Origin of the sequence: Mesorhizobium sp. B2-5-3 (genome assembly GCF_006441005.1) — a bacterium.
Lineage (GTDB): Bacteria > Pseudomonadota > Alphaproteobacteria > Rhizobiales > Rhizobiaceae > Mesorhizobium.
Genome location: NZ_VFUS01000016.1, coordinates 1 through 16,658, shown reverse-complemented (window position 1 = coordinate 16,658; position 16,658 = coordinate 1). Strand labels below are relative to the sequence as shown.

At 61.4% G+C, this 16,658-nt stretch carries 15 protein-coding genes; 8 read left to right on the top strand and 7 right to left on the bottom strand.

Translation table 11 applies throughout. The features are described from left to right. Window positions 1–10: 10 nt before the first annotated feature. The 7 genes from FJ867_RS26130 to FJ867_RS26100 all read left to right on the top strand — a co-directional run bounded on the left by FJ867_RS26130 (window position 11) and on the right by FJ867_RS26100 (window position 7,407). Window positions 11–475 carry a chemotaxis protein CheW gene (locus tag FJ867_RS26130; protein WP_140525723.1) on the top strand — a complete coding sequence of 155 codons (465 nt, stop codon included), beginning with the start codon at window positions 11–13 and terminating at the stop codon, window positions 473–475. Further along, window positions 475–1,710, top strand: a complete 1,236-nt coding sequence (locus tag FJ867_RS26125) for a protein-glutamate O-methyltransferase CheR (protein ID WP_140525722.1) — start codon at window positions 475–477, stop codon at window positions 1,708–1,710. Before FJ867_RS26130 ends, FJ867_RS26125 begins: the two co-directional genes overlap by 1 nt. Next, window positions 1,710–2,414 carry a chemotaxis protein CheW gene (locus FJ867_RS26120; protein ID WP_140818962.1) on the top strand — a complete coding sequence of 235 codons (705 nt, stop codon included), beginning with the start codon at window positions 1,710–1,712 and terminating at the stop codon, window positions 2,412–2,414. Before FJ867_RS26125 ends, FJ867_RS26120 begins: the two co-directional genes overlap by 1 nt. Continuing rightward, the gene (locus tag FJ867_RS26115; RefSeq protein ID WP_140818948.1) at window positions 2,411–4,678 is read left to right on the top strand and encodes a hybrid sensor histidine kinase/response regulator; all 2,268 of its coding nucleotides are present in this window, start codon (window positions 2,411–2,413) and stop codon (window positions 4,676–4,678) included. Before FJ867_RS26120 ends, FJ867_RS26115 begins: the two co-directional genes overlap by 4 nt. A gap of 22 nt (window positions 4,679–4,700) precedes the next feature. Further along, window positions 4,701–5,738: a chemotaxis response regulator protein-glutamate methylesterase gene (locus tag FJ867_RS26110; protein WP_140500726.1), complete on the top strand. Its 1,038-nt coding sequence runs from the start codon at window positions 4,701–4,703 to the stop codon at window positions 5,736–5,738. Between the two features lie 47 nt (window positions 5,739–5,785). After that, window positions 5,786–6,739, top strand: coding sequence for a PleD family two-component system response regulator (locus FJ867_RS26105; protein ID WP_281405526.1), 954 nt, complete (start codon window positions 5,786–5,788; stop codon window positions 6,737–6,739). Window positions 6,740–7,104: 365 nt separating this feature from the next. Beyond that, a complete protein-coding gene (locus tag FJ867_RS26100) occupies window positions 7,105–7,407 on the top strand; it encodes an Hpt domain-containing protein (RefSeq protein WP_181165450.1) in 303 nt (100 codons plus the stop codon). 15 nt (window positions 7,408–7,422) lie between these two features. On the opposite strand, the gene FJ867_RS26095 is transcribed toward FJ867_RS26100, so the two are convergent. From FJ867_RS26095 to FJ867_RS26070, 6 genes are all read right to left on the bottom strand, one after another. Beyond that, on the bottom strand, window positions 7,423–8,850 hold the full coding sequence (locus tag FJ867_RS26095; protein WP_181168449.1) for a glycosyltransferase family 2 protein: 1,428 nt from the start codon (window positions 8,848–8,850) through the stop codon (window positions 7,423–7,425). Next, window positions 8,847–9,884, bottom strand: a complete 1,038-nt coding sequence (locus tag FJ867_RS26090) for a HEAT repeat domain-containing protein (protein ID WP_140558793.1) — start codon at window positions 9,882–9,884, stop codon at window positions 8,847–8,849. Before FJ867_RS26090 ends, FJ867_RS26095 begins: the two co-directional genes overlap by 4 nt. A 2-nt stretch (window positions 9,885–9,886) precedes the next feature. After that, window positions 9,887–11,641 carry a YaiO family outer membrane beta-barrel protein gene (locus FJ867_RS26085; RefSeq protein WP_140518213.1) on the bottom strand — a complete coding sequence of 585 codons (1,755 nt, stop codon included), beginning with the start codon at window positions 11,639–11,641 and terminating at the stop codon, window positions 9,887–9,889. Beyond that, window positions 11,641–12,033 (bottom strand): response regulator, encoded by a 393-nt coding sequence (locus FJ867_RS26080; protein ID WP_140500730.1) that lies wholly within the window; start codon window positions 12,031–12,033, stop codon window positions 11,641–11,643. Before FJ867_RS26080 ends, FJ867_RS26085 begins: the two co-directional genes overlap by 1 nt. A 259-nt stretch (window positions 12,034–12,292) precedes the next feature. Then, window positions 12,293–12,670 carry a response regulator gene (locus FJ867_RS26075; protein ID WP_140500731.1) on the bottom strand — a complete coding sequence of 126 codons (378 nt, stop codon included), beginning with the start codon at window positions 12,668–12,670 and terminating at the stop codon, window positions 12,293–12,295. A gap of 5 nt (window positions 12,671–12,675) precedes the next feature. After that, a complete protein-coding gene (locus FJ867_RS26070; RefSeq protein WP_140518215.1) occupies window positions 12,676–15,117 on the bottom strand; it encodes an ATP-binding protein in 2,442 nt (813 codons plus the stop codon). A 216-nt stretch (window positions 15,118–15,333) separates the two neighbouring features. Between FJ867_RS26070 and FJ867_RS26065 the strand changes: the two genes are divergently transcribed. Then, complete coding sequence (locus FJ867_RS26065) at window positions 15,334–15,843, top strand: DUF892 family protein (protein ID WP_140525817.1); 510 nt, start codon at window positions 15,334–15,336, stop codon at window positions 15,841–15,843. A 560-nt stretch (window positions 15,844–16,403) separates the two neighbouring features. On the opposite strand, the gene FJ867_RS26060 is transcribed toward FJ867_RS26065, so the two are convergent. Then, window positions 16,404–16,658 (bottom strand): phospholipase D-like domain-containing protein (locus FJ867_RS26060; RefSeq protein WP_246675109.1); only part of this gene is annotated, 255 nt, incomplete at its 5' end.

Genomic DNA, 16,658 nt, shown 5'->3' with positions numbered 1-16,658 from the left:
GGAGGTGATAATGCTATTCCTCGCCTTCAGTATGGGTTCGGATCGCTACTTGATCGATGTCCACCAAATTGAAGAGGTGCTGCCCTATATCGATGTGAAAGTTCTGCCGGGTGCGCCAACCGGTGTGGTCGGTCTGGTCAGTTATAACGGAATACCCATCCCTCTCATCGATGTTACTCTTCTTGCGCTTGGCCGGCCATCGGAGCGCCTATTGAGCACCCGGATCGTTGTTACGCGCTACCCGGCGCGAGATGGCGAGCAACGCCTGCTTGGGTTGGTCGCGGAACGGGTGACGGATACGGTCGAGCGAGACCCTGCCGACTTCGCGCCGTTCGGCCTCGAGCCAGGAACGCCGTCTTATCTTGGTCCGGTGACTTCGGATGGCACGGAGATCATTCAGTGGGTCAAAGCGGAAGCGCTGCTTTCGGAAGAGATTCGTACCGCATTGCTCCGCCAGGCCGTGATGGGTGTTTAATGACCGGCGCAATAGAAAAGCTCCTGATGGAAACCATTGGACTGGACAGTGCCAGCGTTGGCCCGACAGTGGTCCGTCAGGCGGTCAGAGACCGGATGGCAGCGTGCCGGATTGCCAATCCTCAGGCCTATAGGGAACACTTGACCGGTTCCCCGCAGGAGCTTCAGGAGTTGATCAATGCGGTGGTGATCCCGGAGACTTGGTTCTTTCGCGACCGAGAAGCGTTCACGATGTTGGCGCGGCATGCGCGCGTGCACAAGCGTGCTCAGCCAACAAAAGTCTTGAGCCTGCCATGTTCAACCGGTGAAGAGGCCTATTCGGTCGCAATGGCCATGTTCGATGCCGGTTTTGAGGCGCACGAGTTCAACATCGATGCGGTGGACGTCAGTACCCGCAATATCGCGCTGGCTGAACGTGCCGTCTACGGGCGCAATTCCTTTCGCGGCAGCTATCTCGAATTCAGGGACCGCTATTTCGAAGCGGTCGAGGGTGGGTTGCGGCCCAGTGCTGCGGTGCTGAAACAGGTTCGCTTCAGGGTCGGCAACCTATTCGGTACTCGCGCAATTTTTGGGCAAGAGGTCTACGACATCGTACTCTGTCGGAATTTGCTGATCTATTTCAATCGCGAACTGCAGGATCGCGCATTGACCCGCCTGAAAGACCTCTTGGCCACGGACGGACTTCTTCTGGTCGGTCCCGCGGAAGCAGCACTTCCAAGGCTGCATGGCTTTATTTCCGCTGAATGGCCCTTGGCCTTTGCCTTCCTGGAATCGGAGCCCATCAAGGCCGCGGCGCCGACAACTGCTATCCCGGTGCGGACATCAACCCCGAAGCTCAACAAGAGCAAGCCCGTTCTTCGGCCACGACTGACCGTCGGCAAGGAAAACAGTGCGCCGGCCCTGGCCAAGCCCGTTGATCAGGTCTCGGAAAGCCTAGTCGCGGTTGAACGGATCGCCAATGCGGGTCGGGTAAAGGAGGCACAGGAGGTCGCCCTCGCCCATCTCGAGAAATTCGGTCCTTCCGCGCAAATCTTCTACCTGCTGGGCCTCGTTCAGGATGCGGATGGCGCTGCATCCAAGGCCGCGCAAAGCTATCGCAAGGCACTCTATCTCGCGCCAAATCATCGAGAGGCTCTGGTCCACCTGGCTTTGCTGCTTCGCAAGCAAGGCGACCACAGCGGCGCCGAGGCGCTGGCCGACAGGCTGGTCCGGGTCCAGAAAAGGAGCGGCACCTGATGCCGGCTTCGACAAGGATCGCTCTGCCAGTGGAGCAGATTGAAATCGACGATTGCTGGCGGCGGATAGGCGTTCGGGGTGACAAGTCCTGTCCCCAACTGGAGCAGCATCTACACTGCCGGAATTGCCCGACCTACAGGAAGATTGCACGGCGCCTCCTTGATCGTGCGGCGCCCTCGTCATATCGCGGCAAATGGCCCGATAGCGCTGGTCGTGCAGCGGTCGTTTCGGCGGACGATGAAGCGCCACAGACGGCCGTTCTCTTCCGGTTGGGACACGAATGGCTGGCGCTTCCAGCTGGCATTTTTCATGAAGTGGCTGAATCCCGTCCCGTTCATTCCCTTCCACACCGCAGGAATAGTGCAGTGCTCGGCATCGCCAATGTCCGGGGCGAATTGCTGATTTGCCTGTCGCTCGCTGAATTGCTCGGGATCGACGAACCCAAGGAGGAGGAACAAGGCAGACGAGCCAAGATATTTCGCCGCCTCGTCGTGGTGGGCGAGCGGGACAAGCGGGTTGCTTTCACGGTTGATGAGGTCCACGGCTTACATCGCTACCGGGCACGCGACACTCTCGCTGTGCCCGCTACGATCGGCAAGACTCTGTCGGCGGCTACTGTTGCCGTTTTGCCCTGGCGTGAACGGGCTGTTGGCTGTCTCGACCCGGGACAACTGCTCACGATGATGGATCGGAGCATGGCATGACAGATGAGGACTTCAGTCAGGTTTCGATGTTGAGCCTTTTCCAGGCCGAACTGGAGACGCAATCACAGGCTTTGACCTCCGGCCTTCTGGCGCTCGAACGCGATCCTGTCGCCACCGACGCCCTGGAAGAATGCATGCGGGCCGCGCATTCGCTGAAAGGAGCAGCCCGCATTATCGATCTGACGCCCGCCGTCAAAGTTGCAAATGCAATGGAAGATTGCTTGGTCGCCGCGCAACGTGGGCATCTGAGGGTACGCAAGGAGCATATAGATGCGCTTCTGCAAGGCTCTGACCTTCTGAAATTGATCGCATCGGGATCATCGAACGAGAGCGTCAACCCGGAAGTCGAAAGCTTTCTGGCGAAGTTCGAGGAACTGTCCCTCCCCGAGCCCGCACCCCAAGATTCGGCAGCTGATTTCGCAACCCCAGAGCATAGCCGAAAGGAGCCGGCGGCAACCTCGTCAGCGAACCCCCTTGTCGAGCCGAAAGCTCAAGCCCGAGGGAGCATCAGCTCAGATAGAATAGTTCGGGTGACGGCAGACAGCCTGAACCGATTGCTCGGTTTGGCCGGCGAGTCGCTGATGGAAGCTCGGCGGCTCAGGCCATTCGCTGACGGGCTGCTGCGGCTGAAGCGCCTTCAATCAGACATCGCAAGTGCGTTCGACAATCTCGATGCAGTGCTGCTGCCGGTCGCAAAAGATGCGGCTGTGGTGGAGGCGCTGGTTGAAACGCAGCGAAAGCTTCGGTTGAGCCAAGCCTTCTTGGCGGAGCGTCTCGATGAGTTGGATTCAGTCGATCGGAAAGCCACCGATCTTGCCAACCGATTGTACGAGGAGACGTTGGCGAGCCGGATGCGACCTTTTGAAGACGGGGTGAGACACTACGCAAGAACGGTCCGCGACCTCGGTCGTACACTTGGCAAGCAGGTGCGACTGGAGATCGTAGGCGGCTCGACCGGCATCGACCGCGATATCCTCGAGCAGCTGGATGCCCCCTTGGGGCATCTTCTGCGCAACGCGGTAGACCATGGGCTTGAACCGCCTGATGAGCGCCTCGCAACCGGCAAACCCGAAGAGGGACTCATCAGGCTCGAAGCGAGGCACAATGCCGGACTGCTGCAAATAGCCGTGGTGGACGACGGCAGAGGGATCGAGCTCTCGAAGCTGCGCGAGACTGTCGTCGCCCGGCAGTTTGCAACCAGGGAAAGCGCCGACGCGCTCAGCGAAACGGAATTGCTGGCATTCCTTTTTCTGCCCGGCTTTTCGATGAAAGTTGGCCTGTCCGACGTCTCCGGCCGTGGCGTGGGACTCGACGCAGTGCAGGCGATGACGAAGGAGGTCCGCGGAATCACGAGCGTCTCCTCGGAATTTGGTCGAGGAACCCGGTTTCAACTGCAACTGCCGCTGACGTTGTCAGTCCTGCGCACCTTACTCGTCGAAGTCGATGGGGAGCCCTATGCGTTTCCACTCGCTGCCATCTCCAAGACAATGAAATTGCAGCGGGTGGAGATCAACCTCCTGCAGGGCCGCCCGCATTTTCGCTTGAACGATCGACAGATCGGGTTGGTGACAGCGCGCGAGGTGCTGGATCGAGGAGAGTCTGCGTCCGAACCAGAGGAACTCTCGGTCGTCGTGGTGGAAACGGGTCGGGGGGACGCCTACGGCGTAATCGTCGACCGTTTTCTCGGGGAACGCGAACTGGTGATCAGACCTCTCGATTCCCGGTTTGCCAAGATCAAGGACATCAGCGCAGCGGCCCTGATGGAGGACGGTTCGCCTGTTCTGATCTTCGACGTCGATGATCTGGTTCGATCGGTGGAAAAGCTTGCGTCGTCCAGCGGATTTCGAGCCCTTCGGCGAGCCGCGGGCGGTCCCGGACCGAGCAGACGCAAGCGCGTGCTGGTGATTGACGATTCACTCACGGTTCGCGAACTCCAGCGCAAGATGCTGGGCAATCACGGTTATGACGTCGAAGTGGCAGTCGACGGTATGGACGGGTGGAATGCCGTCCGATCTGGTCCTTTTGATCTCGTCGTCACTGACATAGACATGCCGCGCATGGATGGTATCGAACTGGTGAGCCTGATCAGAAAGGACGTCCATCTCAGGAACACACCCATCATGATCGTTTCATACAAGGATCGGGAAGAAGACCGCTCGCGCGGGCTTGACGCCGGTGCCGACTATTATCTGACCAAGAGTACCTTTCAGGACGAGGCGCTGATCCATGCCGTCGTGGACATGATCGGCGAGGCGACTGAATGAGATCGAAATTGGCGACCAACGAATGAGAATTGGCGTAGTCAACGACATGCCGATGGCGGTTGAACTTCTGCGCCGGCTGGTCATGTCGACCGGCGAACACCAAGTCGCATGGATTGCGACCAATGGGCGTGAGGCGGTCGAGGTCTGCAGACGTGATCTGCCGGATCTGATACTCATGGATCTAGCGATGCCAGAGATGGACGGGGTGGAAGCGACCCGCAGAATCATGGCGGAAACCCCATGTTCAATCTTGCTGGTGACAGCCAGTATCGAAGCCAACGTCGCCGGCGTCTACGAAGCGATGGGGCATGGCGCGCTCGACGCCGTCGATATTCCCTCAGTAGGCATCGAAGGTGATGCGTCCTCGCAATCCGCACGGCTGTTGACCAACAAGATAGCAACGATCGGCAAGCTGATCGGCGATGCGCCGGGCAAGGCAAGAAGGAGGATGTCCCGTGCGGCTGAGCCGACAGCTCGACGGCTAATTGCAATCGGTGCCTCTGCTGGCGGGCCGGCCGCCGTTGCCGCAGTCCTGAGCGCGTTTCCCGTTGATTTCGCCGCCGCCATCGTGCTCGTACAGCATCTCGATGCCCAATTCGTTCCAGGCCTTGCTGATTGGCTCGGCCAGCATACGCCTCTCCCGATCCGTCCAGCGCGGGAAAACGATAGTCCTCAAGCGGGCACCGTTCTCATTGCCAGTTCCGCGGATCATCTGGTTTTCAAGTCAGCTCAGCAACTTGGCTATACGCCTAGCCCCGAGGACAGCGTTTATCGGCCGTCCGTAGATGTGTTCTTCGAAAGTGCCGCGCAATGGTGGCCTGGCTCGGTGATTGGAGTCCTGCTCACAGGCATGGGCAGGGATGGTGCGCACGGGTTGAGACAGCTCCGCGACAAGGGGCATCTCACAATCGCGCAGGATAGAGCAACCAGCGCCGTCTACGGCATGCCGAAGGCCGCCGCCGATGTCGGCGCGGCTGTTGATATTCTTCCTTTGAGTGCGATCGGCTCACGCATAATCGAAGCCCTTTCAGCGCTCCAGGTGAAAGGGTTCGTCCGATGACGCTAGAACCACAGCTGGTCCCACCACTTGCAGATAACTATTCATCCATGGTTCTGCTCATCGATGACCAGATCATGGTTTGCGAGGCGGTCAGGCGCGCTCTAGCCAGCGAGCCTGATATCTCGTTACACTTCTGCACCGACCCATTGAGAGCGATGACGGTCGCCGACGAGGTAAAGCCAACCGTCATCCTGCAGGATCTCGTCATGCCCGGGGTCGATGGGCTGCATCTGGTGCGAGAATACCGGAAGCATGCTTCGACACGCGCGGTCCCAGTCATTGTGCTGTCGAGCAAGGAAGACCCAGCCACCAAGGGCGAAGCGTTCGGTGCGGGAGCGAACGATTATCTCGTAAAGCTTCCGGATCGTATCGAGCTGATTGCACGCGTTCGATATCACACGCGGGCCTATCTGGATCACGTCCAGCGAGAAGCTGCATACCGAGCGCTAAGGGAAAGCCAGCGACAGCTGATCAGTGCTAATCTCGAGCTTGAACGTCTGACGCGGATCGATGGCCTGACGGGCCTCGGCAACAGGCGCTATTTTGACGAATATCTGGCGTCTGAATGGAAGCGTGCTTTTCGCGCACAATCCCCATTGTCGCTGTTGATGATCGATGCCGACAACTTCAAACGATACAATGATACCTATGGCCATATGGCCGGCGACGAGGTGCTCAAGCAAATCGCCCGCGTAATCCAGAGCGGTTCCGGCCGTTCCACCGATCTCGCTGCGCGGTACGGAGGCGAAGAGTTCGTCATCGTGCTGGTCGACACTTTACTGGAACAATCCAGTGCGATCGCAGAGCAGCTCGTCCAGAGCGTGCGGGAGCTGAACATACCCCACGGCTCGGATCGCGTGACCATCAGCGTTGGCGTCGCAACAGCGGTGCCCACCGAGAACGAAACGCCGAAGGATTTCGTCAATGCCGCCGATCTGGCTCTTTTTCGTGCCAAATCGGAAGGACGAAATCGTGTTGCGCTTCAGATGTCCCGCGCTTGACGGGTGGCTAGGCAAACTGTTGGGCCATGCAAGCCGTATTGCCGGTCGTGAGCTCATGGCGGCAGGATGGTACACTTTCACCAATTGCATGATAGCGGACGTGCTGCGGCCGCCGACCTGTCGGCCTATCCGAATACCGCAGCAGGCTCCAAACATTTGAAAATACGTTGAATGCACCCCGCTCGCCGGCCTTCAAGAAGGTCTATGCCGACCAGCTCGCTCATTCCGCGGTTGGACATCAAAAACTCATCGCCATTGCATTTGGCTGAAGCGGGCGCCGCAGTTCTGCTCTGACAGGAGCGTGGACCGCAAGCAGTTCGTTCCACTCCACCGAGTTTTCTGCTTGAATACCTCTAAAGCCATCCATGGAGGCCCCTTCCATTCTGAATGATCCCTTCGCCCCCTTACGACAGCGTTTCCTGGCTCGGTGCGCCACTCAACTCGCGGAGTTGAGGGCGGCGCGTCAGAGAGGCCCGTCAGTGGGCTCCAACGACACCCTGATTCCCACCGCGCACTCGCTCGCCGGGGCCGCGGGGACATTCGGGTTTGCGGAGATCAGCGCGCGGGCATCGGCGTTGGAGACATTGCTGATCGAGCAGGCGGACGATGGGGCCTCGCACGCCGCACTCGATGCGCTTATCACGGAGATCGAGCGGACGCTGAAGTGACTCAGCAGACGGGGCTCACTTCTTCGCGCCGCCCAGGCCAGTCCTGGTCATCTCACCCCAGCTCTGGTCGGCCCGAAGAAATTGCCACCAGCCCTTCACGCGCCAGAAATTGTTGAGCTGGCGGTAGCCGAAATTCTCGATCACGGCGACCGCCGTCAATACCGCGAGGTCCCTGGCGCGGGGAAAACGCTGCAACTCGGCCTCTTCGAGAACGAGGGAGCATACGCTCACGCAGACGCCATAGGTGAAGATGAGCGAGGTGAAGGCCAGAAGATATTCGGCCGAAAGGACACCGAGCAGCCAGAAGGCGGGGATGAGGATATAGCCCAGCACCTCCGCCACCGGTCCCAGAACGTCGACAATGAAGATGTGGCCGAAGCCGAGAAAGCCGACGCGGCCATAGCGCGGGTTGAAGAGCATGGAGCGGTAGCGGAAGAAGCATTCGAGCGAGCCGCGCTGCCAGCGCGTGCGCTGCCGGGCAAGGACGCTCAGCGATTCCGGCGCCTCGGTCCAGCACACCGGCTCCGGAATGAACTGGATGCGGTATTTGCGCTTTTTATCCCGCATATAGCGGTGCAGCTTGATGACGAGGTCGAGGTCCTCGCCCATCGAACCCTTGGTGAAGCCGCCGACCGCCACCACTTCGGCCCGGCGAAACATGCCAAAAGCGCCGGAGACCAGCATCAGTGTGTTGATGCGGCTCCAGGCAAGCCGCGCCATCAGGAAGGCGCGCAGGTATTCGACCACCTGGAGCAGTGGCAACAGACGGCGTGGCAGACGGACTTCGCGCACCCTGCCTGCCTCGATCCTGGAGCCGTTGGCGATGCGGATCGTGCCGCCGACGGCAATGGTGCGCTCGGGGTCGTCGATGAATGGCTGGGCGGCACGCATCAGCGCGTCGGGCTCAAGGATAGAGTCGCCGTCGATGACACAAAAGAGCGGCGCGCGACAGACATTGATGCCGGCGTTCTGGGCGTCGGCCTTGCCGCCGTTCTCCTTGTCGACGACGAACAGCCGCTCGGTCATCGGTGACGAATAGAGGCCGCGGATCGGATTGTGCGCGAGCGCCTCCTCATGGGGCCGATGGAACTTTACCAGCTTGAACGCCTCGATAAGGCGCAGCAAGGTCTCGTCTTTCGAGCCGTCGTTGATGACGATGACCTCGAAATTGGGATATTCGAGCGCCAGCATGGAATGGACGCTCTCGACCACGTTCAAGGCCTCGTTGTAGGCGGGCACCAATAGCGCGATCGGCGGCGCGACATCGCCATAGCGGTGCCAAAGCAGCGCCGAGCGCGCGACCGGTGGGCGCTTGGACAATGCATAGCCGGCGACGATGAGCTGCAGGAGGTATATCGTCGTCTGCGCCAGCCCGGCCCCGATGATGAACCAAGACAAGATGGTGGCGGCAAGAACGATCTCGTCGCTCCAGTCGGCGATCATACGGCTGGTCCCTCGGCAAGAATGAGCGAGGCGGTGCGCTGGCTGCGCGAGACCTCGCTGTCGGCAATCTGGCGCAGCAACCGCTCTCCCGGCTGGCCGAAGGAGCGCAGCGCGTTGGCGGCGGCATAGCGCACGTTCCACACCTCGTCGCCCATCAGCTTGGATAGCGGCCGGCCAAGTTCGGCGAGGCCGAGGCGGCCGGCGGCATCGGCGGCCGCGCTGCGCACCTCCCAGTCGCCTTTTGTCATCGCGGTCGAGAGGATCGCCGGCGCGTCGGCATTTCCGGTGAGGCCGAGCGCCCGCAGTGCCGCCGCGGCAACCTCGGACGAGGCGTCGTCGGCCAAGCGGGCGAAGAGATCGGCGAAGCGGAAGCCGCCGGCGCGGGCCAATGCGTCGATCGCGGCCGCCCTTATGAAGGGCACGGCGTCGGCGCGCGCGGCATGGTCCGCCAGTTCCTCCAGGCGCGCGTGCGGAAAGCGCCTGAACAGCTCGATCAGGCGTCGCGAGCGCTGCCCGGCCACGCCGATCTTGCGCAGCGCAATGCCGAGCGGCGGCAGGCTGTTCAGATCGCAGAGCGCTATGGCGACGGCGATCCTGACCTCGCGCGAGCGGTCGTGGTCGAGCGCGGAAAGCAGGCTTGCCACCGCACCTTCCGAGCGCAGCGCCGCCAGCATCTCGGCCGCATGGATGCGTTCGGCGCCGTTGCCCTTTTCCAGTTGCCTGCCGACAAGGGCCGGCAGGCCACATTCCTTGAAAGCAGCAAGGACATCGTCGTGCTCCTCGCCGCGCAAAAGCGAAATGAACTCGAAGCCGGTATTGATCGCCACGCCAGCGGGCACCGAAAGAATGGCCGTTTTCAACACCTCGCGGTCGCGGCTCTCGGTGAAGGCGATCAGCGCAGTCAGAAGCTGACGCCGCTGGTCGGCCGCAGCCTTGCTCCGGCGCTCCTGCAGGACGCGTCTCGCGATCAGGAACAGCATGATCACCAGCGAAAGAGCGCTGAGCAGTATGGAGAGATCCCAGATGTACCACATGGTCAGAACCGCGCGGTCAGGCCGAGACCGAATGTATTCCGGTCGAATCTCGGTCGTTCTTCATGCGCGATGCTGGCGCGCAACGTCAGCGGATCGCTGATGTCCCAGGAAACACCACCAAAGACCGCGCGCGTCGGCACCAGCGTGCCGTCGGAGATTTCGGGAGCGTCGGCATAACCGCCGAACACGTTGAAGTGCGGTGTCGCAGCAAGGTCGACGCGAAGCACATAACCGTCTGCGCCCGTGCCGATATCATCCTGCGCATGAACCCAGCGGGCGGAAAGCCCCAGGCGGCCGTCTAGGATAGAGGTCTGCACCCATGGCGAGATGCTGGTGACATTTGTGTCGGCGAAATTGTCGTAGCGGGCGTCGATGTTGAGCGAAAGCGGGCCGAACGCCTTTGCCGGCGCCATGACCTGCCACGAAGCCCCGGCGCCGATCGAATAGCGCGCGAGGAAATCAGCGTCCGGCGTCGCCGCCGCCAGAGCATAGGCAGAGAACGCCGGCGAGAAGGCCTGGTCGATACGGCCTTCGATCTGGACGTCGGTGCGGCCGAAGCGTGTAGCCAGCCGGGTGCGACCGGAAATCGTGGTGCGCGGCGACAGCCGATAGGCAAGACCTGCCGAACTGTCGGTCCAGTCGCCGAGCTCGCTCGTGAGATCGCTCACCTCGCTGCCGAGATCGAGCCGCCATTTGCGCGGCGGCGGCACGGCCAGCCTTTGCTCGATATCGAAAGAGCCAGGCTCGACGGCGAGCGCTTGGCTGTAGGCATCCCGCGCGTCCTCCTCTTTACCCTCGGCGCGGCGCACATCGCCGAGCCCGACCAGCGCCTCGGCATTGCGCGGATCGGCCGCAAGCACGCGCTGGAACGACTGCCCGGCCCGCGTGTAATCGGCCTCGAGCAAAGCCACTCTCGCATCCAGCTCGAGCGCCTCGACATTGCCTGGCACTGAGGCCAGCACGCCATCGACCAAGCGGCGGGCGCTCGGCGCGTCGCCCCGCCAGATCGCCAGGCGCACCTTGCCGAGCCGCGCGTCGAGAAGGCCCGGCTTGATCGCAAGCGCGCGGTCGAAGAAAAGCCCCGCCTCGTCGAAGCTTTGGCTGGAGCCGACGACCAGGCCAAGGGCGACGAGGATGTCGGTGTTCTTCGGCGCCAGTCCCAGTGCCCGGCGATAGACTTTCTCCGCCTCGGGCAGCTTTCCCGCCGCTCGCAGGCGTCTGCCCTGCTCCATCAGACCGGCGACGGGATCGGGCCGCCGGCTAGTCGGTTTCTTTGTCGGCGCCGGAACCGCGGGAGACCGTCTCACCTCACTGCCGGCGGCTTGCTTCGCCTTCTGGATATTCGCGATAAGCGTGGCGGCGTCAGCGTTGCCGGGCTCCGCCCGCAGGGCCGTTTCGGCTAGCGGAAGCGCGGCATCCAGATTGCCCGAGCGGAACTCGACCTCAGCCATGCCAAAGCTGGCGTCCCGATAGGTTGGGGCCAAGGACAGGGCGTTGGAAAAAGCGTCGCGCGCTGCCGACAGATTGTCGCGGCCGAGTTCGGCAAAACCGAGTTGCACCAAGGCGTCGGCGTTATCGGGTTTAAGCGCAAGGGCGCGCCGTAAAAACTCCACCGCCTCGTCAAAATGCTGCGCTTGCCTGGCCTTGACGCCGAACTCGTAAAGTTCATCCACCGTCTGCGCCAGCACCGCGCCCTGGGGCGCAGCGATCGCCAGGATCAGACATGCGCCAAGGGCTGCGCACCGGCAGCGCCGCATCAGCGTTTCCCGCTCTTTCGCGCGAGCAGACGCGCCAACCGCGCCAGAAGCTCCTCGGGGATGAATGGCTTCACAAGGTAGTCGTCGGCTCCTTTTTCGAGGGCCGAGACGATGTCCCTTTCGCCCTTGCGGGCGGTCAGCATGACGACCGGGGTTTCGGACAAAGCCGGATCGCCCTTGATGCGGGCAAGGACCTCCAGGCCGTCGGCCTTGGGCATCATCGCGTCGAGCACGATGATGTCCGGCGCCTCATGCTCTGCCTTCGAGAGCGCTTCCGCCCCGTCTACTGCTTTGATGACCTCATATCCCTTTGCCCTGAGCCTGAATTCCATCAGCTCGATCAACAAGGGATCGTCATCGCAAATCAGAACTCTTGCCTTCGCTCCGTTCACCAGCCTTGCTCCGGTTCCGTCGCCCCCCGGAGTGATCCCATGAACCGACATCCGCCAATGCGGTCCATGCAGACAGAAATATTCGTCTCGACTCTCTCATCGACGTCCGCCGATGCCACGCGATTATAGACAACCTGATTCGCTGCGCCTGCACCTCGGCACAATCAGTAGATGAATAAGGCGACATGGTATAGGAGCCCTGAACGGCATCGCACAGTGTGCAGACAAACTGCGCTCGGTGGCCAAGCCATACGTCGGCTCAGGTGCGCGATAGAAGCAATCTTTTGACTTCACCGGCAAGCGCAAGCGGGTCGAAAGGTTTGGCGATCACCCCCACCGCCCCCATAGCCAGATAGCGTTCGACCTCATGCGTCTGGGTGCGCGCGGTGATGAACACCACGGGTATCGACGCCGTCGGCCGGGACTCGGCCAGGCGCCTCAGCGTCTCCGGTCCGTCCAAGTCCGGCATCATCACATCGAGCAGGATGAGGTCGGGCCGCCATTCGGCGGCATCGGCCAGCGCCTGCATGCCCGAAGAACAGGATCGCACCTCGAATTCGGGCTCGAGCTCCAGCGACATCTGGGCGATTTCGCGGATATCGTCCTCGTCGTCTACATAGAGGATCCTTGCGGGCATTAGCATCACTCCTTGGCGTGCGCGGCAGGCCGAGTGCCATTGCGGGACGAAACCAACATGTTCCGTACCAACTTTGCCACATCGATTTCCGACGCTCTGGTCTTGGTCATGATCGCCTGCACCCGATCGCCGAGCTTCTGGTCGAGTTCCGCCGCCGAGAACACGATGACCGCAGTCTCGAGCGGCAGATCGGTCAGGAGGTCGAGGCCCGATCCGTCGGGAAGCGCGATATCCAGGATGACTAGGTCGAAGCGATGGCGGGCGATCGCCTCCTGGGCCTGCTTTAGTGTCTTCGCCGAGGTGATCGAGACGCCCGAACCCAGCCCTTCTGACATCACCGCAAGCACGCCCTCATCGTCTTCGACATGCAGGATTTGTGGCTTCGGCTCGACCCTACGGCCGACGATCTTGGCAAGAGCGGCGTGAAGCCGTTTCGAATCCACCGGCTTCTCCAGCCAGTCGACGATGCCGACGGCGCTGCCGTTCAGCGAGCGCCTGGCCTCGTCGGCGACGGCGGAGATGACGATGACCGCAATGTCGGAATTCACCGGTGATGCCCGTATGTCGTGGAAGAGCTTGATTCCGGATTCCCCCGCCAGCTTGATGTCGAGCGTCAGCGCCACGTAGTCGCGCGAGCTCAGCAGCGCCTTGGCGGTGTCGATATCGGGCGCGACGTCGCTGGCAAAGCCTTCTGCATCGAGAAGTGCTGCGATCACCACAGCAATGTCAGGCTCGTCCTCGCAGATGAGGACACGCAGGCGGCCATCGCGCTTGCGCGCCCGGCGCTCGACCGAAACCGGCTTCTCGGTCTGCCTGTGCGCTTCGGGGAGGTCAATGTGAAACGAGGTTCCCTTGCCTTCCTCGGTTTCGAAGGAGATGCCGCCGCCCAGCTTTTCAGTGATGGCCTTGACGATGCTCAAGCCCAGGCCAGTACCGCCTATCTTGCGAGTGCTGGAGGCGTCCGCCTGCTCGAACTTCCCGAATATGCGACTGCGGAACGCCTCGGGGATGCCAGCGCCCTGGTCCACGACCGAGATGCGCAGCATATCGGGGGCACGACGATGGAGTTTCACCGTGACGATGCCATCAGTGTGCGAGAACTTGATCGCATTCGACAGCAGGTTGGCCATCACCTGATGCAGGCGATCCGGATCTATGTTGGCTTCGGCGCGCGGGGCATCGTCGACCAAGACGATCCTGATTCGGCTGTCGGCCATGTAGTTGGTGCTGGCGGCAATCGCCTGTTCCAGGACCGGGCGGACAGCCATCTGCCTGATCTTGAAGGTGATCACGCCAGATTCGATCTTCTCCATATCAAGGATGTCGTTGATGAGAAGAACCAGCCTTTCACTGTTGGTGTGGGCGATGTTGACGAGATTGGCGGCCTTGGGCGGCAGTTCGCCGGCGACGCCGGCCGCGATCAAACCAAGTGAGCCGCGGATGGAGGTCAGTGGGGTGCGCAATTCGTGGCTGACCGTCGAGATGAAATCGTTCTTCAGCTGGGCATTTCGCTTTTGCTCGGTGATGTCGCGATTGTAGGTGATGACGCCGCTGATCTTGCCGGTCTCGTCGCGGAACGGTGCCTTCAGCGTGTAGAGCCAGCCTTGTCTGCCGTCCGGGAAAACCGCCGGCTGGTCGATGCGCAGCGTCTGCCCGGCTTCCAGAGCGCCCATCTCATCCTGCCGGAAGCGCTCGGCCACGTCCTTAGAGTAGAAATCGAAATCCGTCTTGCCGATAAGCTGTTCGACCGAAGCGGCGCGCATCATTTCGGCAGTGGCGGGATTGGCGGCGATGAACCGGCCGTCGACATCCTTAATGTTCAGGCAATCCGGGAGTTCGCGGACCATGGCCCGGTAGATCATGTTGGACATCGCAAGATCGCGCCGCCGCTGCTGCCGGTCCAGCAGAACGCTTATGAGGACGGTGCTGAGGAAGCGGAACACGAGTGATGGGAGTGTGCTCTGCTGCACCAGGTCGGCAACGACTTGCGAGGGGATGATCAGGAGCGTGATCAGCCCGGCGAAAGCTACCGACACGCCGAGTCCGAATATGTCGAACATGGTGCGAGACCGGGCAGTAACGATGTGGTGCCACGCAATACCGACTATAGCGGTGATGAGGATCCCCACGACACCGACGCTCGCGCCCTGTCCACCGAGATAGATGCGATAGGCAATGGAGCCGGCAGTAGCGATGAACATCGCCGGCCATCCACCGAAGAACGCGGCAGCCGCAATGAAGGCGGCGCGGAGATCGACGACGAAGCCGGAGACGGACAAGCCCGTCGCCATGGAAATGATCGCGCCCATGCACATGACCACGCCAAGAACCAGCGACTGCATCCGCGTCGACAGACGCCCGGTGAAGTCCGCCACAAGATCCCAGGCGACCACGAGGATGGAGACCAGGGCAAGATTGGCGAGGAGTGACTGCCAGAACTCGGTCATGACTTTCCCGCTCCTTTTCCCGATAGATACCGCCAAAACCTATCCGAGGTCTAAAGAAGCTACAGACTCCGGCCCTCTGCCAGTTGAGGCTCGCTGCTCGAAGTCGCGTTGGTGGTTAATCCGCGCGTCGACAGCCCTCTGGCCGAGCCTGCCATAGCCCGGGCGGAACCATCCTCTCCACTCGCGGTTTGGGCAGGCAACCCAAGGGAGACCTTCATGACACAATCGCGCGATTGGTTGATACAATGGCTGAGGGACGCTCACGCTATGGAGGAGCAGGCGGAGACGATGCTCTCCGGGCAACTGTCACGCCTCGAGAGCTATCCGGAGCTCGGCGACCGCATCCGTCAGCACCTCGACGAGACGCGACAGCAGGCCTCACGGCTGAGAACCTGCCTTGACCGGATCGGAGAGGGATCTTCCGCGATGAAAGACGCAGGTGGCAAGCTCACCGCCATGGCCCAGTCGATCAGCGGCGTGTTCGCCGGCGACGAGGTGATGAAGGGGTCGCTCGCCAGCTATACTTTCGAGCATATGGAGATTGCCTCCTACATGATGCTCATCGCCGCGGCCCACGCCGAAGGGGAGGCCGAGGTGGCGCGTGTCTGTGAGCAGAATCTGCGCGAAGAGGAAGCGATGGCGGATTGGCTCAAGAGCCACCTCGCCGAGACGACGCAGATGTTCCTGTCTCGCGCCGCGGCCGACAGCGATGCCGCGAAACGGTGACGCCCAAATGGCGCGGGCGGACTTTTTTTCTGACGATCGGGTCCGCGGGCGGCTCTTGCGCCGGCCGCTGGGTCTTAGGTCGCAGCTAAGAGCCCGCTTCTCCTCCCACAAGAGCGGACTCTTGTCTCGAGTTTATGATCGGCCGCGGATTCGTCAGGGCACGGGTGGGGCAACATGAAGCGACTTCTGTCAGATCTCGCCGCAATGGCTGAGCCCGGCTTCTGGATCGCCTTGGGGCTTTTGGCGCTGCCTTACGCAAGTGGGCGTATTCGTCCTCATTAAGACATGCCGGTGCCTCTGATCGCTCAGGCTTCCAGCCGCCCATGCGCGGACCTTAATACACCATCGTTGAGAGCACTTTCGGGTCTCACTGTCATGATCGCAAAGGGGCCGCGTGACCGACGAGGTGGGGATGCATCGACCGATGAAGTTGCAGGGCGCGTGTTGAGCAATCCGCTCGGTGTTATTGCGGGGTTGCTCCCATTCTTGCGCGTGGCGCACCATATTAGCCATTTGACGGGCGCAGATGCCGTTTGCGGGGACTCGCCCACCAAGAGGCTCTAGAGTTGTGAGTGTAGTCTGCTGGCCAGCCAGTCCGATACTTTTTCGGTCAGGGGGCGCGCTTCCCATTCGCCCAAACTGATCTGCCTTGATCGCGCAAGATCCTGGCTGAACAGGTCGATCTGCGTTTTGGCAAAATCCCGGCCGTAGACATTCAGCGTGGCTTCGTCGTTCAGCCGCAAAGAGCGCTCGTCCAGGTTGGCAGAGCCAAAGCTCGTCCAGACGTCGTCGACGATCAGGAGTTTGGGATGATA